Here is a 23,240-nt window from a genome sequence, read left to right on the forward strand (position 1 = left end):
AATTTTTTGCGTGTGTCCATCATTTTTCCTGCCAATAAATGCTGGCAAGTGTTTCGTAACCGTCGTCTTTAGGTTGCGTGATAAAAATTGCACCGATTGGAGGTGTGGCCTTTTTGTAATACTGTACTTTAAACTGATTAGAGTCATTGGTGATGATCTTGCGGGTGTAGCCATTGGCTTTCAGAACTGCAAACACATCATTTTCGGCAATTTTATCAACGCCAGAGTAGACGAACTCGTGCATACTCAGGTAACCCGCATTGTTGGGCTTCTTGTGTGATTTCTGATGCGTCCCTCTGAGTAGCACATAAGTGGCGTCACTCAGGTAGAGGGCATTGGCAGTTTTATCCGCCGCCATTACATCAGCAGCAGGCGGTTGTTCGCAGCCAGTCAGCATGGTCAAGAGCGCAATAATGAAAACGTATGGCTTCATAGTGTGATCACTTCAATTGATGACCCGCGCCAGTAATTGCTTGGCGACGGTGCTGTAGTAGGTGCCATGGTAGTAGTAGGGGCAGAATGCCCACTTGTGCTCATTTTTCGAGACGTACTGCACCATTTTCGCAAAGGCTTGTTTAGCAATGGTTCTGTAATAAGAGCTATCGTAGTGATAGGGGCAGTAAGCCCAGCGCGAGACGCCTCCAGCGATTAGCCCGGCATCCTTGCCACCAATACGCTCAACCGGCACAGTTGAGTCTTCCAGGCTGTCCAGCATCGGGTCGATGATGGCGTTGTTAAGTTCGATCAGGCTCTCGAAGGTGCTGCCGGCGAAGCTGGCAATCGCCTCTTTGCTTTTATATTGACTGGCCCAATTGGCCTGATGCACAAAAATGTTCGGGCATAGGCTGGCGACACGATCTAGGAACATGGGTAGGGCCCATGCACGCAGTCGCTTTGCCTCTTCACTCCAGGGAGCTTGCACGGTGTAATCGATACCACATTTAGCCAACGTCTTGAGCATCAATGGGCTGGCTGTAACAATCGATGTACCAAATGTTGCAATGCCGATGCTTTCGTCAAAGAAATCCACAATGACGATATCAGGACGAGACTTTTCAAATTGTTGCCAATGCTCTTTCGAGGCATCCCAGAGAACGCGATTGGCTTCTGCGTCATTTGCCTCAAGACAGAACCTTGCATCGAGACATGGCGGCGCCATATACGAAATTACTGAAGATTGAGACATGTAGAAACACACCTCAAAGCGTTCCAGCGCCTTCTTCTGAAATTTGAAAAGATTGTGGGTGGCGCTTGATCCAAGGATGGCGACACGTACCTTTTCCGAGCCTGCTCTGACGGGGTTCGGTCGTGATGCCTTGATCTCAAGCCTGGCCTTCTGTGACAAGAGACCGCTCACCACTGCCGTCTCAGGACCATCATTGTTTTTGCGCTCAGCCCTGAGCTGCTGGCGTACGTTGTTGAGTTTCTCGAGGTACTTGTGAGGCATGCCCAGCGGCGATTGCCTGAGAAGTTGGCTGAGGTAGACAAGCTGTGCTTGTTGCAGGCCAAACCGGGAAAACAGAGTAGGGTCGAAACCTTTAACGCTCTCAGGGGACCCGAGTATGCGAGCCCGGGCCCCAAAGAAATAAGAATCGCTAAGTGGATGCTTGGTGTAGAGATACAGCGGTTCTTCACGCGTCAGGTGAATGTGCTCGGCAGAGATCTGCCGCTGCTCAAGGGTGGAGACGACAAGGTGATGTGCATATTGGGTAATTGCATGGGTCTTGGGGCCGCTGGTTTTGTCTACCATCGTGAGCGCCAACGCCAGCGTGTCGTAATCTACCGGGCGGTAGCACTCGTCTGAAGGCAGGAATTCCAAGCCGTTTTTCAACGATATGAGCAGCACCTCCGAAGCATTGTGCTCGGAAGTGGCCTCGGCCTGAATTAGCGCGATGACGCCTTCATGTATACAGTCATCGTCGTCAATACGAGAAGTTATCAGCGTCTGCTCATCGACATCCTTGATGAGGCGCGTGATGTCCCGGCTGACCATGCTGTAATCGCTGACCTGAAGCGTGCGGGCATTCAGGTCAGTGCCTCGCAGCAATTGCTCAAGACGCGTACGGTGTAGAATCGGCAATGCTTCATCAATGAAGATCACCCACTCGAAGTCTTGATTACTCTGGTTTACCAAGGATGGGAGAACAGTGTTGGCAAAGATCTCCAGCCTGTAAGACAGCCACAGTTCATCCTTGATGCCGATACCAAAATTGGTGAAAACCAAATGCTTCAAAGCGGGTTTCATCATGTCTTCAATGGTTCTGGATCACAGCGATTTCCCGCTCTGCCATCTTTTCGCCAGCGCTCTGCCCGCGAACTCGCTTGGCGGCGGCCCTGGATTTTTTCATGAAGGTGTTGCCATCGAGGTACATATCCTCGATAGCTTTGGCTAGTTCCTCGTAGCTTTCTGGTTCGACCACGTAGCCAGAGGCGTTGTCGACAAACTCAGGAACGGCAGCCACGGCGGTAGTAACTGGGACGAGGCCTGACGACATGGCTTCGTCGCGGGATACCCCCTGGGTGTCCATGCGGCTTGGGCAGAGGAAGATGCCGTAGTCCTTGTGCGTGTCGGCAATTTCCATGTGGTTGAGGAAACCCTGTTTGATCTTGACGTTGCTGAAGTTACGGAGTGGTTCAAGGGTTTCGTCAAACAGCGGGCCATCACCGATCAGGCAGAACTCCATGTCGTTGAACCAGGATTTACCCGCCAGGCTCTGGATCGCTTTCACGGTCAGGTCGTTGGCATAGGTCTTAGAGGTATAGGGGCGAATGGACAGTACTTTCTTGCGTTGCTCGGCCGATTTTTCGCGATGGTCAAACAGCTCGGTGTTAATCGGGTTGTGGATGATCTCGAACTGACCTTCAGGCAGGCGGAAGCCAAGGTCTTCCATCACTTCTTCGGCGAAGTAACGCGATACGAATATCAGCTTCAGGTTTGGGTGCATCGGCTGCAGTAGTTCGCGCCAGAACGCCATGCGTTTTTCGCTGGCCAGTTTGCCCAAGCGCAGTTGCTCGTCAGTGGTGAAGTTGAACTCACGACGCCACCAAGGCTGAATATCTGCACCGTGCACCCAGACAGTGATGCGCGTGTAGTTCAGGAACGGGCGCAGTGCCTTCCACATCTGCTCGTCGAGGAAGTGCACGAGAATCGACTTGTAGCGATTCTTTTCGAGCATCTTGGTCAAGGTCGAAGCGCAGCCGGTAACCACATCTACGTTCTGGAATTCATGGTAGCTGACAGTTTCGTTTGGTCGCAGACGGAATACGTCCACGTCGATACCTCGATCCTGATAGGCCGTGACTCGGCTATGCACGAATTTGTTGCGGTACAGGTCCGAGTAAGCTGGATAGTGGTTGGTCAGTAGCAAATGCTCACCACGGCCCATCATTTCCGATGGCTGCAGGTTGCGATGGCCCAACACCAGCGCCTTCAGATCAGCACTGCCGGCAGCGTAGGCGCGCAGGCCGAAGCGGATGTAAACGGCTTCCGGTGGAATATCGGCGGTCTGGTTACGGTTGGCGTACTGCATCACGTGGCTGATGCGTTGTTTTTCGGCATCCAGGAACAGCACTACCAGCTGTAGGTTCAGGCCAGGTGTGCAGTCCACGAACAACTTGAGGCGGCCATCTTCGCAGCCGAGCTCCTCCAAACGGACTTCCTGCTGGGCATAGATGTACTCATGCTTGCCGTCGGCCAGCTTGGAGTGCACGCGCCAGGTGTCACCGTCGACGACCAGGTCCACGAACTTGTTGCGAATGACGCCAAACATTTCGGCCAAACCGCGGCCTGTAATTTCCGGCGCATCGTGGCTGGCCTGCAGCGGGGCAATTGATTGCGCGCGTGCCTGCAGTTGATCAATGGTCATGCCGAGGTTTAGCTCAAGGTCATTGACCTTGGCACTGATGTTCTCTTGTTGAGCAGCTCCGTTCTCACAGTAGTTGAACGGATCGATGGCCACGCCTTGTGCGTGGGTGTACTGCAGTGACGGCAGGCTCTTCAGCCAGATGCGCAGCGGTTGGGCAGCAACGAATTCGGTTGCAACCAGCGAACGCCGCGCGCTCAAGGACTGAGTCGGACGGTAGGCCTGTTCATTGGACAGCAACTCGGCGTTCTGACCTTTGCAGGTAAAGTGCGCTGCTTTACCAATCACTCGAGCATTGCTATAGCGTGTTGCCAGAGCAAGGTCGAGTAGGTAGTTCGGGCCGTAGTAGTCACCAGGCAAGAAAGCAGCAACCCATGGGGTATTGCCAACCAGCTCGCCCAACGAGCTCTTCTTCAGTTGTGCCGGCTTGAGAACAAGGATGCGTGGGTCGTCGCTGACGATGCTGCTCTGGTAGGCATCGCTGATGATGACCATGCGAACCTGGCTGTAGGTCTGGCGATCCAGATGGGCGCGCAGCATGTCGAACTGCTGGCGGTCCTGTGCTTCGCCGATGACCACAATCTCCGGCAGGCGTTGGGCCTTCGCGCTACCGGTCACCTTGCTCATCACATATTCCAGGCGCTGGGTATAGGTATGCTCTTGCATCACCTTACGCAGGGCTGCCAGCCGCAGCTTGTCGCTATTCAGCGGGTCTTCGGCCAGTAATTGCAGGCGGCGCAGCATCTCTTCGCCGTTGTCGGTGGTCACCACCAGGTCGCCGAACAGCAGGCGTACACCGCGGGAGAAGTTGCTGACGGTCAGGGTGTTGCAGCCAAGCAACTCGAATACACGGCGGGCAAACATCGATTGCGACTGCTTGATCGAGTTCAGGTTGATCGCGTAGCGGTAGCCCTTGTAGGCCGTGTCGATCTTCTCGAAGGGCAGGGTGCCTACAATGTACGGTTGGTATTCTTCGGGGAACTGGTAATTGACGTCGTCCTTGCCGAAGTTGCGGTCGAAGATTTCTAGCGGGCGGAACTTTGGTAGCTCGCACACGAAGTTGCCCAGGTCACGGGTGCGTTCCGGGTAACGGGCGTAGTAGGCGCCGGCGAAGCAGAAGGCGTCTTTACGCTCGTACAGTTCGATCGGGTTGTGCAACGCTGGCTGGCAGGCGAACGGCAGCAGGTAGACACGGTCATGACCGAGTGCACCTTTGTAGCGGTGAATGCAGTCGATGTCGGTGGTGAACACGTGGTCGAATTGCTTGGCGGTGGTCAGGAAGGTTTCGAAGTGAACCGGGTCTTCCTTGTTCCAGAAGACGGTCGGCACCTTGTTCTGACGGCACCAGGTCAGAATGTCCTGCAGCTCTTGGCCGTTGTGACCAACCTTGCTGCCCCACAGGTCATCCTTGCCGCGCCAGGCGGATTCGATGAACAGCAGTTCCGGGCCGAAACCTTCAATTTCTGCTTTCCAGTTGGCGGGAGTCAGCGGCATCAGATCGCATTCGTAGCGATAGGAGCCGAAAGTGAACTCGTCCATCACGCACGCCACTTTCAGGCGGCTGACTGGCTGATCGGCCTGACGCAGCAGGGTAGTGCGAGCCTGCTCGCTGGTCGGCAAGGTGGCCGGCAGCTTGAGGTAGTTTTCATCCTGCACAGGTGCTGGCGGCAGCAGAGCCTTGAGCGGTTCGTTGGCCAGCAGCTTTTGCTCATTTTGCTGGCGTTGCTGGCTTGCCTTGCGGTACAGCCGCAGCAGGCGAACAGGCAGTTTCACCAGTCCGCCCAGCGAGGTGGCGCTGTTCTTGATCTGGTAGCCGAGCTGATAGGTCATGCTTGCGCGGGTTTTCACCAGGCGCTGCTCTGCCAGGTGACGCTGAGTGTTAGCGCGTCCCAAGTTTTCATTGAGCTCGTCGATCTTGCGCTGCTGAGAGGCACTGCGTTCCAGCAATTGGTTGAGGCTAGCCTTCAATTGCGGGATTTGTTCGCCAGTCACAGTGCGGTACTTCATGTTTGCCGCACCAAGACCTGCTTTGGACGAGTTGAGCTCAGCTTCCAGTTGCTGGCGCAGACCTTGCCATTGCTCGTTGGTAGCAGCAAGACTGGCCTCGGCGGCCTGGCGGCTGGTACTTTCAAGCATCAATTGCTCTTCAAGATCCATTTTGGCTTGATTGAGTACATTGATGGTTTCTGTTTGTCCCGCCGCAATCTCTTCGGCTTCGCTGTTAGCTGCAGCCAATGCTTGCAATTGCTTTTCCAAGCCGTTGCGTTGCTCAACAAGTGAATTGATCGTATTGGCTTGAGCTGTATGCTCTCGTTCGCGACGTGCCTGAACTTCGCTCATGTCCTGCAACTGATTTTCCAGTTGGGACTGGCGAGATTGCAGAGCGGTAATGGTTGCGTTTTGAGCATCGTGCTTCTGCAGGCTCCGGGTCTGCAGTTCGTTCATGGCCTGCCGGTGTTCTTTAATCTCAACTTCCAGCTCAGCCTGGCGTGTTTTCAACAGAGCGATAATTTCAGCCTGAGCGGCGTTAGCCCGCTGGCTTTGAGCCTGCAATTCCTTCATATACTCCAATTCGCTTTCCATTTCGGCTTCGAGTTCAGCCTGGCGCGTGCGTAGCGCCGCGTTGATGTTGGTCTGGTCGTCAATTACTTTTTGGCTATGAGTCAGCAATTCGCTCGATTGCCGTGCTTGGCTTTCCAGCTCTGCTTCAAGTGCTACCTGACGTACCTGGAGGGCATTAATAGTTTCGAGGTGAGTGGCATTGGCCTGCTGCGCCTTCTCCTGCAGCCCGGCGGTCTCTTGCAGTCGCGCTTCAAGTGTGGCGCGATCTGACTGTAAGGTTGTGATGGTTTCGAGATGGGATGCATTGGCTTGCTGGGCTTGCATGTGCTGCCCAGTCAGCTCTTGGAGCTGATTTTCAAGTGCCCCATGTTCTACCTGCAGCGACGCTAGGCTAGCGGATTCTTTTACCGCTCGCTCTTCTGCAGCTTTTCGTTGCTGGTCCGTGAGCTGCAATTGCTCTTCAAACGAGTGTTTTTGTTGCCGAAGAGCTGCCAGCTCGGCGTCACGTTGGGCCAGTGTGGAATTCAACTGGCTGATGTGTCCAGCCTGATCATCGATATTCTGGAGGGACTGTTGCAACTGGTCATCAACCAAGCGATGTGACTGTTGCAGCGTTTCCAGATCATTGATTTTTTGACTCAATGACGAGTTTAATTGATCAATGCGAGTTTGCTGTGCGTCATTGTTTTGCTGCACTTCATTAAGCTTGGCTTCAGACGTCTGCAACTGATTTTTGAGAGCCAACTGCTGGTCTGCGGAAAGTCGCAAACTCTCATTCAACTCTTCATTCTGTTGGGCTTGTTTGAATAGCTCATTGGCTGCAGCGCTTAATTCGTCGCGCGCTTGATTGTGCTTGGACTGCAACCCGCTCAACTGTTGTTCGGCTTCTGCAAGGCTTTGCTGATGCGCCGCCTCTAGTGCTGCAAACTGCTGTTCGAGCTGAGCGCATTGGTCTGCCGCGGCGATGCATTTTTCGTCGGCATCACCCAATTGCGTTTTGAGAGACTCAAGTGCTTCGCTCAGCTCTTCAATGTTTCGGGCGCTGGTCTCAAGCGACTCGCGGTTTGATTGCTCCAGCGAAGCGATTTGCGTTTTGCATTCTTGAACCTCGCGCGAAAGTGCTTGTGCCTTATCAGCCTCAGGCTTGACTTGGGCAAAGCTTTCCGTGACTGCACGGTATTTCTTGTTGGCCTCTTCCAACCGTAGCTTAGCTTCTTCGAGCTCTTTGACACGCAGGGCTTTTGCTTCGAGAACTTCACGGTTGGTTTTTTGCAGCGTTGCAATATCCGCATCGCGTGCCTGCAGTTGCTTGGACAGCGCTTCAGCCTTTTGTGCCTCAGGCTTCAACTGTGCAATCTGCTCTGTGGCAGTGCGGTATTTTTTGTTCGCTTCGTCCAGTCGTTTGCCGATGGCACCAAGGTTCCCACGCAGCGAGCGCTCAATGGACTCAAATGCCTTTTCCAGCTCTCGAACCCGTTCGACAGTCAGCGAGTCGATAGTCCCTGGCTTATGCGCCTCGCTCTTCACCGCAACAATGCCTAGCCACTTGCCAAGCATCTTCACTTCGATGATCTGCAAGTGCTCGGCCAGCAGTCGGAACGGTTCCATCAGGTAGAACGTGTGCTTGTGGTCAATGAAATCATTGACCCCGAACGGAACCGTGATCACCAGCCGGCCTCCCTGCTTGAGCAGGTCGTAGGCCTTTTCCACGAACAGCTCCGGGCGCACCAGGTGTTCGAGCACTTCGCTGATGACAACGGTGTCCGGCTCAACCTCGAGCGTATCCAGCGCGAGGAAGTCTGAATTGATGTACGTGACGTTTTGCTGGATGTGGGCCGGTTCGGCGGACAGGTAACCCTTGGCCTCTTCGATGGCCTGCGGGCTGGTGTCTACGCCGGTGACCTGGCAACCCTCACGTGCCAGCAACAGGGGCACGATACCCTGCGAACAGCCGACATCCAGGATCCGGCGCCCTTTGACCTGGGCGCAGATCCAGTGGATGCGGGCTTGCGTTTCGCGCATGAACTGATCACCCAGCTTGCCGTAATAGGCTTCCATCACGCGGTCATGAATATCGGCCAAAGGTGAAGGCAGCTCTGTGTTCACGGTAGGTTTCTCAAGCGTGGGATTGTTCATGCGGTTTGGTCCATCAGCCCTAGGTTACGCCAGCAGCGTCGATCACGAAGGCGGCGTCGCGCACGCTGAAGGTTTCGCGGAACTCACGGTGCTTCACCAGCAGTACGTGGATGTCGGCGCTGTCCTGGGCGTACACGAAATCAACGTGCTCGTGGCGCGCCAGGCGCTGCGGCAGGGCTTCGATGTTCGGCTCGACCAGTTGCAAGGTGGCTTCCAGCTCATTGCCCAGGCGTTCGGCAATGCTCAGGGCCGGGCTTTCACGCAGGTCGTCGATGTCGGCCTTGAAGGCCAGGCCGTAGCAGGCGATTTTCACTTGCTGGGCCGACTTGCCTGGGTTCTTGATCAGGAAGTTGGCCAGGGCCATCTTCACCTTGTCGATCACCCACTCAGGCTTGCTGTCGTTGACCACACGGGCAGTGCGAATCAGGCGAGCCTGCTCTGGGGTCTGGCTGACGATGAACCATGGATCCACAGCGATGCAGTGGCCGCCAACACCTGGGCCAGGCTGCAGAATGTTAACGCGCGGGTGGTGGTTGGCCAGGCGAATCAGCTCCCACACGTCGATGTCCAGCTTGTCGCAGATGATCGACAGTTCGTTGGCGAACGCAATGTTCACGTCACGGAAGCTGTTTTCGGTCAGCTTGCACATTTCGGCAGTGCGGGCGTTGGTGATGATGCACTCGCCTTCGACGAAGGTGCGGTACAGGCGCACGGCCGCGTCCGAGCACTTCTTGGTCATGCCACCGATGATGCGGTCGTTTTCCACCAGCTCGCGCAGCACGTGGCCTGGCAGTACGCGCTCAGGGCAGTGGGCGATGCGGATGTCGGAGGCTTCGCCGTGAGTTTGCGGGAAGCTCAGGTCCGGGCGGGCCTGGGCCAGCCAGTAGGCCATCTGCTCGGTGGCGCCGACTGGGGAGGTGGACTCGAGGATGACCAAGTCACCCTTTTTCAGCACCGGTGCGATGGCCTTGCTGGCGGATTCGATGTAGCTCAAGTCCGGCTGGTGGTCATCCATGAACGGGGTCGGCACGGCGATCAGGAAGGCATCGGCCGCTTCGGGAACGGTAGAGGCGCGCAGGTAGCCTTCGGTTACCGCCGCGTGTACCACCATGTCCAGCTCAGGCTCGACGATGTGGATTTCGCCACGGTTGATGGTATCGACCGCATGCTGGTTCACATCGATACCGATCACGTGCTTTTTGCGGGCGGCGAAAACGGCGGCGGTTGGCAGGCCGATATAGCCCAAGCCTACGACGGAAATCTTGTTGAAGCTCATGCTACGTCCTTGGAGTTGGAGAATGCGGAGAGTGCGTCGAGGATTCGCGCGCACGCTTTTCCATCGCCGTAGGGGTTGTGGGCAACGCTCATCTCGCGGTAGGTCGCGTCGTCGGTGAGCAGTTTCGCCAGGTTTTCGGTGATCGATTCCACGTCGGTGCCTACCAGCTTGACGGTACCGGCGGCCACGGCTTCCGGGCGCTCGGTGGTGTCACGCATGACCAGTACCGGCTTGCCCAGGGCTGGGGCTTCTTCCTGGATGCCACCGGAGTCGGTGAGGATCAGGTACGAGCGGGTCATCAGGTACACGAACGGCAGGTAGTCCAGCGGCTCGATCAGGTGGATGTTGTTGACGTCGGCCAGCAGGCGGTTCACCGGTTCGCGCACGTTCGGGTTGAGGTGCACCGGGTAGACGATATCCACGTCAGGGAATTGACGCGCGGTCTGCACCAGCGCCTGGCAGATGCGCTCGAAGCCGCCACCGAAGTTCTCGCGGCGGTGGCCGGTGACCAGCACCATGCGGCGTTCTGGGTTCAGGAAGCTGAACTGGGCTTCGAACTGGTTCTTCAGGGCTGGGCTTTCCAGCTTGCGAACGACCTCCAGCAGTGCATCGATCACCGTGTTGCCGGTGGTGTAGATGGTCGCGGCATCGGTGCCTTCACGCAGCAGGTTGTCCTGCGAGGTGGAGGTTGGCGCGAAGTGCAGGGCGGCCAGGGCGCCGGTCAGGCGGCGGTTGCCTTCCTCCGGCCACGGCGAGTAGAGGTTGCCGGTGCGCAGGCCTGCTTCCACGTGGGCGATCGGAATCTGCTGGTAGTAGGCGGCCAGGCTGGTGGCCAGAGTTGTTGCGGTGTCGCCGTGCACCAGTACCACATCGGGCTTGAACTCGGCCAACACAGGTTTCAGACCCTGCAGGATGGCAGTGGTCACGTCGGTCAGGTCCTGGCCAGGCTTCATGATGTTCAAGTCGTAGTCGGGCTTGATCTCGAACAGCTCCAGAACCTGGTCAAGCATCTGGCGGTGCTGGCCAGTTACGCAGACACGCGACTCGAAACGGTCGTCCTGGGCGAGATTGAGGGCCAGCGGTGCCATTTTGATGGCTTCTGGGCGAGTGCCAAATACGATGAGGGTCTTGAGGGACACGGCGACGGTCTTCTGTGTGAGTTAAGGCGGTTGCAACAGGTGCTACGGGTGAGGATCTCGGGTGGTGCTCAGGTCGGCCGGGGGGTGGCCTGGCTGGCGTAGCACGGTCGAAACCGGGCAGGGCCAGTGGGGGGAGGTGAAAAAAAATTCATTCTGCTCGGATCCTTCAAGCGAAGCGGCTGTCCTAAGGCCGCAAATTTATCATTTCGTCATCACTATGACATCCCGTCTGGCACGTTTTTTTCCCCTGATTGTAACAAATCGCCGATAGCTATCGATAGATTGGATCCTATTTTTGTCTGAACGATCAATAAAAACGATTGTTTGATGTTATTCAGACATCATGCCAACAAAGTCAATATCACCAAGGTATACGACGAACGGGTGGGAGCCTTGTCCGGCAAGGCTTGTAGGAAAAGCAACGACGTTTGGTCTGAATGAAACCGAGGTTAAACGGGAATTTACTCGGCGGCGATTTGCCATCGCTTTTTTTTCATGAAGTTAACTGGAAACATGGCGTAACGCCATCATTTTTGATTCACCGAAGTTGGTTTTTTCAATGTTTGATTCGGTAACGTTTAAACGGGCCGAGCAGCTGTTTGGAAAATGGCAGAACCGCTAGGGTTTGTTGCGCAGCCGAAGGAAAACGGCCGCTGAAAACGACCAACCCAAGGAGTGTTCATCAATGCGTAACAACGTTCTGTCGTACCTGCTACTGCCACTGTTCGCGAGCCTGTCGTTCTCCCTCAGCGCAGCCCCGGGCAACGCCACAACGGTGCCCGAGTCGGTGCCGGTGGTAGCCCAGGTGCAGGCCCAGGAGGCGCAGCGGCTGGACCTGAACAAGGCCGATGCGCTGACTTTGCAGAAGGAGTTGAACGGGATAGGGAAGGCTAAGGCTGAAGCCATCGTGGCCTACCGAGAGGCCCATGGGCCGTTTGCTTCGGTGGATGAGTTGCTGGAGATCAAGGGGATAGGCAGCGCCCTGCTGGAGCGCAATCGGGACAAGGTGATGGTGGAGTAAGGGAAGCGGGCTGCTGTGTAGCCCATCGCGGCACAAGGCCGCTCCCACACCCTGTGTAGGAGCGGCCTTGTGCCGCGAAAGGATGCGCGTATGGCACACCCATAAATATCAAATAAAACAATCAGTTAACTATGCACTTTGCCAAGTGTCAAAAAGTTGCCTGAGACCACTGCAGCTTAAACCCATTGTTTAAACCTTTTAGCGGTCCTGCGCGTCTTTGGCATCCGCTTCGGCATTGCGCTCATGCACCTTGCGCAGTTGCTCTTCGGTCAGTGGCAGTTTTTTGGCTGTGTCGCGCAGCATCATCAACCCGCCGACGATGGAGCCGAGGGCTATGATGAGGATCAGCCAGGCATACCAGGGCATTGTCGTTCTCCTATAGCGGGTGGTGGGCAGCGCTTGTACAAATGTTGAGCATTGGCCCGTTGTATTGGTTCAATTATAGAAGCCAGCCACTGCCGGGCCAATTCCGTGACCCGCGGGCCCCAAAGCCTGCGTCACTTCGTTTACAATGCGCGCCGTTTTCGACTTGCCAAGAGACCCTGCCATGTCCGCCTGCCAGACGCCCCTGATCGTCGCCCTGGATTTCCCTACCCGTGAGGCCGCCCTGAAGCTGGCTGACCAGCTTGACCCTGCGCTGTGCCGGGTGAAGGTTGGCAAGGAGCTGTTTACCAGCAGCGCTTCGGGCATTGTCGAAACCCTGTGCGACAAGGGCTTCGAAGTGTTCCTCGACCTCAAGTTCCACGACATCCCCAACACCACCGCTATGGCGGTCAAGGCCGCCGCCGAGATGGGTGTGTGGATGGTTAACGTACATTGCTCCGGTGGCCTGCGCATGATGGCCGCCTGCCGCGAAGAGCTGGCCAAGCGCAGCGGCCCGCAGCCGTTGCTGATCGGCGTGACCGTGCTGACCAGCATGGAGCGCGAAGACCTGGCTGGTATTGGCCTGGATGTCGACCCGCAGGAGCAGGTGCTGCGCCTGGCGGCGCTGGCGCAAAAGGCTGGTATGGACGGCTTGGTGTGCTCGGCGCTCGAGGCCCCGGCGCTGAAGGCGGCGCACCCGTCGCTGCAACTGGTGACCCCTGGGATTCGCCCGGCGGGGAGTGCGCAGGATGACCAGCGACGTATCCTCACCCCGCGCCAGGCACTGGATGCGGGTTCGGATTACCTGGTGATCGGCCGGCCGATCAGCCAGGCGGCAGACCCGGCGCAAGCGCTGGCGGCCGTGGTGGCGGAGATTCGTGGGTAAGTAGCTTGCGGTGTTGAAGAAGGCCAGCATGAAAGTGCTGGCCTTTTTTTGGGGCTGGAGAAAGGGTGTTGGCAGCGAGGTGTTCGCCATGGCATTTCTTTGGCTTTGAGATCGAGCGCCGCCCGCGCGGCGCATCGCGAGCGAAGCTCGCTCCTACATTTGTTTCGGGCCAGTATCGCCTGTGGCGGGCGCGCGCGACCGCCTTGTTTGTACGACGCGATATCGCGCCATGCGCCAAAGGGCCGCGCGCCCTTGCCACAGGAATAATTGGCCCGAAACAAATGTAGGAGCGAGCTTCGCTCGCGATGCGCCGCGCGGGCGGCGCTCGATCTACCAGGCGCTAAACCTCCAAAGGCGTACACCTGCAAGCACAAACATCTCCCCCAAAAATCACACCTTCAACACCAACTTGCCAAAATTCTCCCCACTGAACAGCTTAAGCAATGTCTCAGGGAAGGTCTCCAACCCTTCCACCACATCCTCCTTGCTCTTCACCTGCCCACTGGCCAGCCACCCGGCAATCTCCAGCGCGGCCTTGCCATAATCCTTGCTGTAATCCATCACCACAAACCCTTCCATACGCGCACGGTTCACCAGCAGTGCCAGGTAGTTGGCCGGCCCCTTCACCGCTTCCTTGTTGTTGTACTGGCTGATCGCGCCACAAATCACGATACGGGCCTTGTAGTTGATGCGCGTCAGCACGGCATCGAGGATGTCGCCACCCACGTTGTCGAAGTACACGTCCACGCCTTTGGGGCATTCGCGCTTCAGGCCGGCCAGTACGTCTTCGGCCTTGTAGTCAATCACCCCGTCAAAGCCCAGTTCTTCCTTCAGGTACTGGCACTTCTCGGCACCGCCGGCAATACCCACCACGCGGCAGCCTTTGATCTTGGCAATTTGCCCGACAATGCTGCCCACCGCACCGGCCGCGCCGGAAATGACCACGGTATCGCCGGCCTTTGGCTGGCCAACGTCCAGCAGGGCGAAGTAAGCCGTCATGCCGGTCATACCCAGCGCCGACAGGTAGCGGGGCAGGGGCGCGAGCGTGGGGTCGATCTTGTGCAGGCCTTGGGCGTCGCCGGTGAAGTAATCCTGCACACCAAGCGCACCGCTCACGTGGTCGCCCGGCTTGAAGGCGGGGTTGTTGGAGGCAACCACTTCACCCACACCCAAGGCACGCATGACCTGGCCCAGGGCTACGGGTGGAATGTAGGACTTGCCTTCGTTCATCCAGCCGCGCATGGCCGGGTCCAGCGACAGGTACAGGTTACGCACCAGCACCTGCCCTTCGCCGGGTTGTTCGGCGGGTACGTTTTCAAAGCTGAAGTCGTCACGGCGCACGGCGCCGACCGGGCGTTTGGCAAGCAGGAAGCGGCGGTTGGTCTGGGTCATGGCGGGTCCTTGTGGGCAGTGGAGGGAGTCAGGCGTTCAATCTACCTTGTTGATGTAGGCAGGTCCTTAACATCACTGACAAGCATGGTAGCCCAACCGTTGGTGTGATGATGCTGCCCGGCCGAGCGGCGGCTGACTATGCTCTGAACCCCACCTAACCCTCACAGGAGCACGCGATGAGCATGACCTTTTCTGGCCAGGTAGCCCTGGTGACCGGCGCTGGCGCCGGCATTGGCCGGGCAACCGCCCTGGCTTTCGCCCGCGAGGGCCTGAAGGTGGTGGTGGCCGACCTTGACCCGGTCGGCGGTGAAGCCACCGTGGCGCTGATTCACGCGGCGGGCGGCGAAGCGCAGTTCATTGCTTGCGACGTTACCCGTGACGCAGAGGTGCGTCAGTTGCACGAGCGTACGATCGCCGCCTACGGTCGGCTGGACTATGCCTACAACAACGCCGGGATCGAGATCGAGCAACACCGGCTGGCCGAAGGCAGCGAAGCGGAGTTCGATGCCATCATGGGCGTGAACGTGAAGGGCGTGTGGTTGTGCATGAAGTATCAGCTGCCCTTGCTGTTGGCGCAGGGCGGTGGGGCCATCGTCAATACCGCGTCGGTGGCGGGGTTGGGGGCGGCGCCGAAGATGAGCATCTACAGCGCCAGTAAGCATGCGGTGATCGGCCTGACCAAGTCGGCGGCTATCGAATATGCCAAGAAGGGCATCCGGGTGAACGCGGTTTGCCCGGCGGTGATCGACACCGATATGTTCCGCCGTGCCTACGAGGCCGACCCGCGCAAGGCCGAGTTTGCCGCCGCCATGCACCCGGTGGGACGCATTGGCAAGGTCGAGGAAATCGCCAGCGCTGTGCTGTACCTGTGTAGCGACGGTGCAGCCTTCACTACCGGGCATTGCCTGACGGTGGATGGTGGGGCTACGGCGATCTGATTGTGGGTGTATGCCGTGGTATTTGGGGTGCCTGGGAGATCGAGCGCCGCCCGCGCGGCGCATCGCGAGCGAAGCTCGCTCCTACATTTGTTTCGGCCAGTATCGCCTGTGGCAGGCGCGCGCGACCGCCTTGTTTGTACGACGCGATATCGAGCCATGCGCCAAAGGGCCGCGCGCCCTTGCCACAGGAATAATTGGCCCGAAACAAATGTAGGAGCGAGCTTCGCTCGCGATGCGCCGCGCGGGCGGCGCTCGATCTCACCTACGCTGCAAATTTTGCGGCGAACACCTGTCAGCCTTTACTCGGCCCGCAACACGACCTCCACAAACCTGATAACGACACGCACATAGCTATTTGACACTATTCTGACGCCAGGCCCTTGTTCATCGGCTGGCAACGTTGCCACCCTTGGCCTTCGGATAACCTCGCAAGCAGAAGGGGAGTCGGCGATGGGCGCGAGTAAGCACGGTGTGCTGGCCAACCTGGGCATGGCCCGCAAACTCGGCCTGGGCTTTGCCCTGGTGCTGCTGTTGACCCTGGCGGTGGCGGCCATAGGCATCGCCGCGTTGCACAGCGTCGGCCAGCGCTTCGACAGCTTGCGCCAGTTGGCCCAGTTCAATACCGACCTGCTGCGCTTGCGCCAGCACGAGCAGGCGTTTGCCCTGCGCTCCGACATACAGCAGGCCGAGGCCTTGCGCAGCGGCTTGCAGGGCCTGGTCGAGCGCGCTCGCGGCTTGCCGGCGCTGGCGGCGGCGCAAGCCGATCTGGCCGCCTATGGCCAGGCATTCGAGGCCTTCGTCGAGGCGGTGCAGGCCAAGGAGCTGGCACTGGATATGGCCAGCTGGTCGGTGTCCAGCGTGGCCAACAACCTCGATGTGCTGCAGGCCGGCCTGGCCGATGACGGTGTGTATACCCTCAAACAGTCCCAGGGCCAGCAGGGGGGCGAGTTCCTTGAGCAAGCCGCGCAGGTGGCGCAGGTGTCGCGGCTGATGTTGCAAGCCATGGACGAAGCGCGGGTGCGCCTGGAAAAAAGCCGCAAGGGCGAGGAAGCCGGCCAGGAGCGTATTGCCCAGACGGTGGAGGCTGCCAGCCTGGTCGGTCAGCTAAAGGGTGCGGTTGGCGATGCCGGTTACCAGAGTGTGCTGGGCGAAGTGGCGGGGCACATTGGCAGCTTCTCGGAAAAACTCAACGAATACACCGACCAGTTGGCCCGCGAGCAGGGGCTCAAGGCGCAGTTGCAAGCCAGTGCCGAGCGGGTTACCGGCCGGGTTGACCAGGCCTATCTTGGGCAGGAGCAGGCGCTGCAGGGCGAGTTGCAGCGTAACGCCGTTGCCATCGGCCTGGCCACGGCGCTGGCGCTGCTGGTAGGTGTACTGGCGGCCTGGCTGATTACCCGCGCCGTGGTCGGCCCGCTCAAGCATGTGATCGCCCGCGCCCAGCGCATTGCTGCCGGTGAACTGGGCTTCGACGCCCAGGCGCCGCGCCGGGACGAGGTGGGCCAGTTGATGCAGGCCATGCAGCAGATGGCGGCGGGGCTTTCGGGTGTTGTCAGCGGTCTGCAGCAGGGCATCGAGCAATTGGCCGGCAGTGCCCAGGCGTTGTCCGCGGTGACCGAGCAGACCAACCGCGAGGTGGGCAGCCAGAAGGAAGAAACCGAGCAGGTCGCCACCGCCATGCAGCAGATGACCGCCACCGTGCACGATGTGGCGCGCAATGCCGAGGAGGCGGCGCAAGCGGCCCAGGCGGCGGACGAGAAGGTCGATAGCGGGCAGCAGGTGGTGCGCCAGAGTATGCAGCGCATCGAGCAGCTGGCGGCGGCGGCGGAAACCGCCAGTGCCGGCATCGACAGCCTCAGTGCCGAAATCCACACCATTGGCGACGTGCTGGAAGTGATCAAGAGCGTGGCCGAACAGACCAACCTGCTGGCGCTGAATGCCGCCATCGAGGCCGCTCGCGCCGGCGAGCAGGGGCGTGGTTTTGCCGTGGTGGCCGATGAGGTGCGTGCGTTGGCGCGGCGTACCCGGCAATCCACCGAGCAGATCGAGACGCTGGTCGCCAGCCTGCGCGGCAATGCCCAGCAGTCGGTGGCGCAGATCCGTGGCAGTACCGAGCTGGTGCGGCTGGCGGTGGCTGATGCGCTACAGACCGAAAGTGCGCTGGGAAGTATTGCGGCGGCGGTTTCGTTGATTCAGCAGATGAACCAGCAGATTGCTGCGGCGGCCGAGCAGCAGAGCTCGGTGGCGGAGGAGATCAGCCGCAGCGTGACGCAGATTCGTGGTAGTGCGGATCAGGCAGCACTGGCGATGCGGGACAATGCCCGGTCGAGTGTGGAACTGGCGCAGTTGGGGACTGATTTGAAGGGGATGGTGGGGCATTTCAGGCTCTAGTGCCCGGCGGGGATTTTTGTTGGGTTTTAGATCGAGCGCCGCCCGCGCGGCGCATCGCGAGCTGCGCTCGCTCCTACGTTTGTTTTTGGCCAGTAACGCCTGTGACAGGCGCGCGCGACCGCCTTGTTTGTACGACGCGATATCGCGCCGTGCGCCCAGGCGTTCGCGCGCAAATCCCACAGGCATAATTGGCCCGAAACAAACGTAGGAGCGAGCGCAGCTCGCGATGCGCCGCGCGGGCGGCGCTCGATCTCAACCCCAACTCCAATCTACCGTCATACCCTACGCGGATTCAGGATCATCAAGGCCAGCACCCCCGCCACAATCCCCCAAAACGCCGAGCCAATCGAGAACAGGGTCAACCCCGAAGCCGTGACCATGAAGGTAATCACCGCCGCCTCCCGCTCGCGCGCTTCGCTCATGGCCACGGTCAGCCCGTTCATGATCGAACCAAACAGCGCCAGTGCGGCAATCGACAGCACCAGCTCCTTCGGCAATGCCGCAAACAGTGCCGCCAAGGTGGCCCCGAATACCCCGGCAATGCCGTAGAAAATCCCGCACCACACCGCCGCGGTGTAGCGTTTGCTCGGGTCTTCATGGGCATGCGGCCCGGTGCAGATCGCCGCGCTGATCGCCGCCAGGTTGACCCCATGCGAGCCGAACGGCGCCAGCAGCAGCGAGGCAAAGCCGGTGGCCGAAATCAGCGGTGAAGCCGGCACCTGGTAGCCGTCGGCACGCAGCACGGCCACACCTGGCATGTTCTGCGAGGTCATGGCCACCACGAACAGTGGAATACCGATGCTGATGGTCGCCGCCAACGAGAAGCTAGGTGTGGTCCACACCGGCTTGGCCACTTCCAGGTGGAAGCCGCTGAAGTCCAGCAGGCCCAACGCGCCGGACAACGCCGTGCCCACCAGCAGCGCGGCCAGCACGCAGTAACGCGGCGACAGGCGCTTGACCAGCAAATAGCTGAAGAACATGCCCAGCACCAGCACGGTACGGTGCTGTGCGGCAACGAAGATTTCGCTGCCGATCTTGAACAGAATGCCCGCCAGCAGCGCCGAGGCCAGCGAGGCCGGGATACGTTTGACCAGGCGCTCAAAGCTGCCGGTCAGGCCACAGATGAGCACCAGCACGGCGCAGGTGATGTAGGCGCCAATGGCTTCGCCATAGCTGACCCCACCCAGGCTGGTGATCAGCAAGGCAGCGCCCGGGGTGGACCAGGCCACGGTGATGGGGGTGCGGTAGCGCAGCGACAGGCCGATGCTGCACACCGCCATGCCGATGGACAGGGCCCAGATCCAGGACGAAATCTGCGCGGTGGTCAGCCCTGCCGCTTGGCCGGCCTGGAACATCAGCACCAGCGAACTGGTGTAGCCGGTGAGCATGGCGATGAAGCCAGCGACCACAGCCGACGGGGAGGTATCTGCCAGGGGCCGCAGGCGTGCGGAGGTGGCATTGGTCATGAACAAAATCCTTGTAAAGGTGTAAGCAGTTTTTTCAGACTACAGCGAGCAAGGTTGATCCTTGCCATACAGCGGCCATTGCTTTTAGCCGTACAGTCACCAACTATTGGGCAGGATTGCAAAACTGCACAGGCATCCGGCATTTCCGGCGCCGGCTTTTTTGTAGGAGCAGCCTTGTGCTGCGAAGAGGCTCTTTCTGCCAAAGCAGTTGCTGGGTCTGAACGGCCTCTTCGCAGCACAAGGCTGCTCCTACAGGGCCAGGCCAGAACATTGGGTATGGAGGGGAGGGGCGATGTACAAAGTCTATGGCGACTACCAGTCGGGCAACTGCTACAAGGTCAAGCTGATGCTGAGCCTGCTGGGCCGGCCGTATGAATGGCACCCGGTGGACATCCTCAAGGGCGAAACCGAAACGTCCGAGTTTCTGGCGATGAACCCCAACGGCAAAGTGCCGGTGCTGGAACTGGAAGACGGCAGCTACCTGTGGGAGTCCAACGCCATTCTCAACTTCCTGGCCGATGGCAGCGAATTCCTGCCCAGCGAGCCGCGCCTGCGTACGCAGGTGTTGCAGTGGCAGTTCTTCGAGCAGTACAGCCATGAGCCGTACATTGCCGTGGCACGGTTCATCCAGTTCTACCTGGGGCTGCCGGATGAGCGCCTGGAGGAATACCGCAAGCTGCACAAGGGCGGCTACAAGGCGCTGAAGGTGATGGAGCGGCAGCTGCAGATGACGCCGTACCTGGTGGGTGAGCAATACTCGATTGCCGATGTGGCGTTGTATGCCTACACCCATGTGGCGCAGCAGGGCGGTTTCGACCTGGCCGATTACCCGGCGGTAAGGGCATGGCTGGAGCGGGTCAGCAGTCACCCGCGGCATGTGCCGATGGTGGGCTAGCTTTTAACCTGTGCTGGCCCTTTCGCGGGCAAGCCCGCGAAGGGGCCGGCACAGGAAAACTACAAACAGTCAGACCGAAGCAAACCGCTCATCCAGGTAGGCAATGATGGCCTTGGACTCATACATCCAGGTCACCTTGCCGGCTTCTTCAATGCGCAGGCACGGCACTTTCACCCGGCCACCACCTTCCTGCAGGGCCTGGCGGTGTACCGGGTCGTTCTTGGCATCGCGCAGCGCCACCGGCACGTTCAGGCGGTGCAGGGTGCGACGCGTCTTGACGCAGAACGGGCAGGCATGGAACTGGTACAGCGCCAGGCCCTTGGCCGCTTGCTCGACGCGGGCCTGGGCGGCGGCGTCACGCTTGCGCTTGGCCGGGCGGCTGATCCAGTCACCGAAGACGATAAGCTGGCCGAGGCCAACCCGCAGGGCTTTGACGATCATGGGCAACTCCTGAAATGCAAAAGCCGACCCGCAGGGGTCGGCTCGGGGTCAGCAGCCAATCATTTGATCAGGCTGAGGAACTCGCTGCGGGTGGCGGCGTTTTCGCGGAACTCACCCAGCATCACCGAGGTGATCATGGTCGAATTCTGCTTCTCGACACCGCGCATCATCATGCACATGTGCTTGGCTTCGACCACAACGGCCACGCCGGCGGCGCCGGTTACCTGCTGCACGGCTTCGGCGATCTGGCGGCTGAGGTTTTCTTGGATCTGCAGGCGGCGGGCGTACATGTCGACGATACGCGCCACTTTCGACAGGCCCAGTACCTTGCCCTTGGGCAGGTAGGCCACGTGTGCCTTGCCGATGAACGGCAGCATGTGGTGTTCGCACATCGAATACAGCTCGATGTCCCGGACCAGCACCATTTCGCTGTTGTCAGAGCTGAACAGCGCGTTGTTGGTGACTTCTTCCAGTGTTTGCTCATAACCGCGGCAAAGGTACTTCATCGCCTTTGCAGCCCGCTTGGGCGTGTCGAGCAGGCCCTCACGGGAGACGTCCTCGCCAATCTGGCTGAGGATCTCGGTGTAGTTCTGTTCCAGGGACATGGATCTACCTGTGGGAAAAAATCGCAAAAACGAAGGGTACGGCGGTGAGGGCGGCGCTGCAAGCGCGGCGTTACTCGTCGCGGCCTTCGAGCATGGTTCGCTTGAGCATCACATACACCGCGCCGGTGCCGCCGTGGCGGGCGCTGCATGAGGCAAAACCGAGCACTTGCGGGTGCTGGCGCAGCCAGGTGTTGACGTGGCTCTTGATCATCGGGCGCTTGCCGTCCAGGCGCGCGGCCTTGCCGTGGGTCACGCGCACGCAGCGCACTTCCAGCTTGGTGGCTTCGGCGATGAAGTCCCACAGCGTTTCGCGGGCCTTTTCCACGGTCATGCCGTGCAGGTCCAGGCTGCCCTCGAACGGGATCTGCCCCAGCTTCAGCTTGCGCAATTGGCCTTCCTGCACGCCGTCGCGGCGCCACATCAGCTCGTCTTCGGCGCCTACGTCGATGACGAACTGGTCGGACATGCCGTCGATGACCAGGGCCTTGTCACTGCGCACGGTTGCCGCCTGGCGCAAACCGGCCAGTTGCTGGCGGTCGGCCTTGGGCTTGCCGACTTCGGCACGGTCGTGGCGTATCGGCTTGACGCCGCGCACTTCGGCCTTGAACAGGGAAAAATCGTCGTCTTGCATGATGCCTCCACGTGGGCGGCGTAGTTTACGCGACTGTGGGGCCATGTGCAGCCTGTACTGGCCTCTTCGCGGGCTTGCCCGCTCCCACAGGTACTCCGCCACGCTCAGGCCCGGCGATACCCCTGTGGGAGCGGGCAAGCCCGCGAAGAGGTCGCTACAGGTGTTGAAGAACCATCAATCGTGTTTTTTCATCAGGTGCGGCGACAGGTTCAACTCCCGCCCGCGGCGCAGGCGGATACGGCTGCGCCGCCAGAAGCGCACGCCCAGCCATAGCAACAGCAACCCAGCCCCGGTGAGGATGCTGGACAGCGGTTTGTTGGTATTGAGTTCCTGCAGGGCAGGGTAGTTGCCCAGCAGGCCAGCGACGCCGGCCATGGCCAGCAACACGCCCAGGGTCGCTAGCAGGGCGGACAGGCCGGCCGCCAGGCGAGCGCCCCAGTTACGCGGCTCGCGCGTGCGCAGGCGCTTGGCGTCGAAACTGCCTTTAAGCTTCATTCCGCTCTCCTCTGTGGATATCCGGAATAGGACCTGCTGCCGCCCATCGGGTTCCGCCCGGCTGCCGGGCGGTACTGCCAGCCGCTTAGATCAGGCTCGCGGTGGGGGCCACGCAAGCGAAGTTGTCGGCCATTACGGCCATTTCGCACTGGTGAATCTGTGCGGCCGGGATGACCCCGTCCTTGAAGGCCAGGTCGCGGGTGGCCGAGGCGTCTTCCACCAGGGTGCACCGGTAACCATAGTCCTTGGCGCGGCGAACGGTAGTGCTGACGCTGGAGTGGCTCATGAAACCACAGACGATCAGGTCCAGGTGGCCCAGCGCCTGCAGCGTCTCGTGCAACTGGGTGTTCTTGAAGGCGTTAGGCATGCGTTTTTCGATGACGATTTCGCCTTCCAGCGGCTCCAGCCCCGGAATGAACTGGCCGGCCGGCCCCTGTGGGTCGAAGCGGCCACCGACAGTGCCCAGGTGGCGAACGTGGATGATCGGACGGCCGCTTTTGCGCGCGGCGTCGAGCAACCTGGCGATGTTGGCCACGGCCTCGTCCATGCCCGACAGCTGCAGGGGACCGCTGAGGTACTCCTTTTGCGCATCGATGATGATCAGGCTGGCGTGGCTCAGCTTGGCCGGCGGGTAGTCGCGGCCAGTGAGGCGGAACATCGTGGTTGGAACGGACATCAAGGGCTCCTTGGAAGGGCTTTTGTATACCTATTGTCCCCTGCCTTGACGCCAATGGGAATGGTTG

At 59.4% G+C, this 23,240-nt stretch carries 18 protein-coding genes and 1 pseudogene; 6 read left to right on the forward strand and 13 right to left on the reverse strand.

Going from position 1 to position 23,240, the window contains the following annotated elements; all coding sequences use genetic code 11:
- Positions 1 to 19: 19 nt before the first annotated feature.
- From ACNFBR_RS05450 to wecB, 5 genes are read right to left on the reverse strand one after another with little or no spacing between them, the layout of a single operon-like run.
- Positions 20 to 433 (reverse strand): hypothetical protein, encoded by a 414-nt coding sequence (locus ACNFBR_RS05450; RefSeq protein WP_416733980.1) that lies wholly within the window; start codon positions 431 to 433, stop codon positions 20 to 22.
- Between the two features lie 12 nt (positions 434 to 445).
- Entirely contained in the window at positions 446 to 2,248 is a 1,803-nt protein-coding gene (locus ACNFBR_RS05455; RefSeq protein WP_416733981.1) for a glycosyltransferase, read from the reverse strand.
- A 4-nt stretch (positions 2,249 to 2,252) separates the two neighbouring features.
- Positions 2,253 to 8,561 carry a methyltransferase domain-containing protein gene (locus tag ACNFBR_RS05460; RefSeq protein WP_416733982.1) on the reverse strand — a complete coding sequence of 2,103 codons (6,309 nt, stop codon included), beginning with the start codon at positions 8,559 to 8,561 and terminating at the stop codon, positions 2,253 to 2,255.
- Between the two features lie 19 nt (positions 8,562 to 8,580).
- Positions 8,581 to 9,837 carry a UDP-N-acetyl-D-mannosamine dehydrogenase gene (wecC, locus tag ACNFBR_RS05465; RefSeq protein ID WP_416733983.1) on the reverse strand — a complete coding sequence of 419 codons (1,257 nt, stop codon included), beginning with the start codon at positions 9,835 to 9,837 and terminating at the stop codon, positions 8,581 to 8,583.
- On the reverse strand, positions 9,834 to 10,976 hold the full coding sequence (gene wecB, locus ACNFBR_RS05470; protein ID WP_416733984.1) for a non-hydrolyzing UDP-N-acetylglucosamine 2-epimerase: 1,143 nt from the start codon (positions 10,974 to 10,976) through the stop codon (positions 9,834 to 9,836). The genes wecC and wecB overlap by 4 nt, the downstream gene beginning before the upstream one ends.
- 685 nt (positions 10,977 to 11,661) lie before the next feature.
- On the opposite strand from wecB, the gene ACNFBR_RS05475 reads away from it, so the two are divergent.
- A complete protein-coding gene (locus ACNFBR_RS05475) occupies positions 11,662 to 11,997 on the forward strand; it encodes a ComEA family DNA-binding protein (protein WP_416733985.1) in 336 nt (111 codons plus the stop codon).
- A gap of 198 nt (positions 11,998 to 12,195) precedes the next feature.
- Here the strand turns inward: ACNFBR_RS05475 and ACNFBR_RS05480 are convergent, their stop codons facing one another.
- Entirely contained in the window at positions 12,196 to 12,363 is a 168-nt protein-coding gene (locus tag ACNFBR_RS05480) for a DUF2897 family protein (RefSeq protein WP_003252762.1), read from the reverse strand.
- Between the two features lie 181 nt (positions 12,364 to 12,544).
- Between ACNFBR_RS05480 and pyrF the strand changes: the two genes are divergently transcribed.
- Entirely contained in the window at positions 12,545 to 13,246 is a 702-nt protein-coding gene (gene pyrF / locus ACNFBR_RS05485; RefSeq protein WP_012271070.1) for an orotidine-5'-phosphate decarboxylase, read from the forward strand.
- Between the two features lie 390 nt (positions 13,247 to 13,636).
- Here the strand turns inward: pyrF and ACNFBR_RS05490 are convergent, their stop codons facing one another.
- A complete protein-coding gene (locus tag ACNFBR_RS05490) occupies positions 13,637 to 14,638 on the reverse strand; it encodes an NADP-dependent oxidoreductase (RefSeq protein WP_416733986.1) in 1,002 nt (333 codons plus the stop codon).
- A 176-nt stretch (positions 14,639 to 14,814) separates the two neighbouring features.
- Here ACNFBR_RS05490 and ACNFBR_RS05495 point away from each other — a divergent pair, with 176 nt between their 5' ends.
- From ACNFBR_RS05495 to ACNFBR_RS05505, 3 genes and pseudogenes are all read left to right on the forward strand, one after another.
- Positions 14,815 to 15,576, forward strand: a complete 762-nt coding sequence (locus ACNFBR_RS05495) for an SDR family oxidoreductase (protein WP_416733987.1) — start codon at positions 14,815 to 14,817, stop codon at positions 15,574 to 15,576.
- Between the two features lie 1,002 nt (positions 15,577 to 16,578).
- A pseudogene (locus ACNFBR_RS05500) lies at positions 16,579 to 17,103 on the forward strand (HAMP domain-containing protein); the annotation flags it as partial.
- The gene (locus tag ACNFBR_RS05505; protein WP_416734031.1) at positions 17,101 to 17,964 is read left to right on the forward strand and encodes a methyl-accepting chemotaxis protein; all 864 of its coding nucleotides are present in this window, start codon (positions 17,101 to 17,103) and stop codon (positions 17,962 to 17,964) included. The pseudogene ACNFBR_RS05500 and the gene ACNFBR_RS05505, both read left to right, overlap by 3 nt.
- A gap of 275 nt (positions 17,965 to 18,239) precedes the next feature.
- Here ACNFBR_RS05505 and ACNFBR_RS05510 read toward each other — a convergent pair whose 3' ends face one another.
- On the reverse strand, positions 18,240 to 19,430 hold the full coding sequence (locus tag ACNFBR_RS05510) for a benzoate/H(+) symporter BenE family transporter (RefSeq protein WP_416733988.1): 1,191 nt from the start codon (positions 19,428 to 19,430) through the stop codon (positions 18,240 to 18,242).
- A gap of 292 nt (positions 19,431 to 19,722) precedes the next feature.
- Between ACNFBR_RS05510 and ACNFBR_RS05515 the strand changes: the two genes are divergently transcribed.
- A complete protein-coding gene (locus ACNFBR_RS05515; protein ID WP_416733989.1) occupies positions 19,723 to 20,325 on the forward strand; it encodes a glutathione S-transferase family protein in 603 nt (200 codons plus the stop codon).
- 69 nt (positions 20,326 to 20,394) lie between these two features.
- On the opposite strand, the gene ACNFBR_RS05520 is transcribed toward ACNFBR_RS05515, so the two are convergent.
- From ACNFBR_RS05520 to ACNFBR_RS05540, 5 genes are all read right to left on the reverse strand, one after another.
- A complete protein-coding gene (locus tag ACNFBR_RS05520) occupies positions 20,395 to 20,766 on the reverse strand; it encodes a glutaredoxin family protein (protein WP_012271076.1) in 372 nt (123 codons plus the stop codon).
- Between the two features lie 59 nt (positions 20,767 to 20,825).
- On the reverse strand, positions 20,826 to 21,371 hold the full coding sequence (gene folE, locus ACNFBR_RS05525) for a GTP cyclohydrolase I FolE (protein WP_012271077.1): 546 nt from the start codon (positions 21,369 to 21,371) through the stop codon (positions 20,826 to 20,828).
- Positions 21,372 to 21,441: 70 nt separating this feature from the next.
- Positions 21,442 to 22,002 carry a Smr/MutS family protein gene (locus ACNFBR_RS05530; RefSeq protein WP_104962313.1) on the reverse strand — a complete coding sequence of 187 codons (561 nt, stop codon included), beginning with the start codon at positions 22,000 to 22,002 and terminating at the stop codon, positions 21,442 to 21,444.
- 174 nt (positions 22,003 to 22,176) lie between these two features.
- Complete coding sequence (locus ACNFBR_RS05535; RefSeq protein WP_416733990.1) at positions 22,177 to 22,497, reverse strand: hypothetical protein; 321 nt, start codon at positions 22,495 to 22,497, stop codon at positions 22,177 to 22,179.
- An 85-nt stretch (positions 22,498 to 22,582) separates the two neighbouring features.
- Complete coding sequence (locus ACNFBR_RS05540; protein WP_012271080.1) at positions 22,583 to 23,173, reverse strand: cysteine hydrolase family protein; 591 nt, start codon at positions 23,171 to 23,173, stop codon at positions 22,583 to 22,585.
- Positions 23,174 to 23,240: the final 67 nt, after the last annotated feature.

This window comes from Pseudomonas sp. NY11955 (assembly GCF_048068035.1).
Lineage (GTDB): Bacteria > Pseudomonadota > Gammaproteobacteria > Pseudomonadales > Pseudomonadaceae > Aquipseudomonas.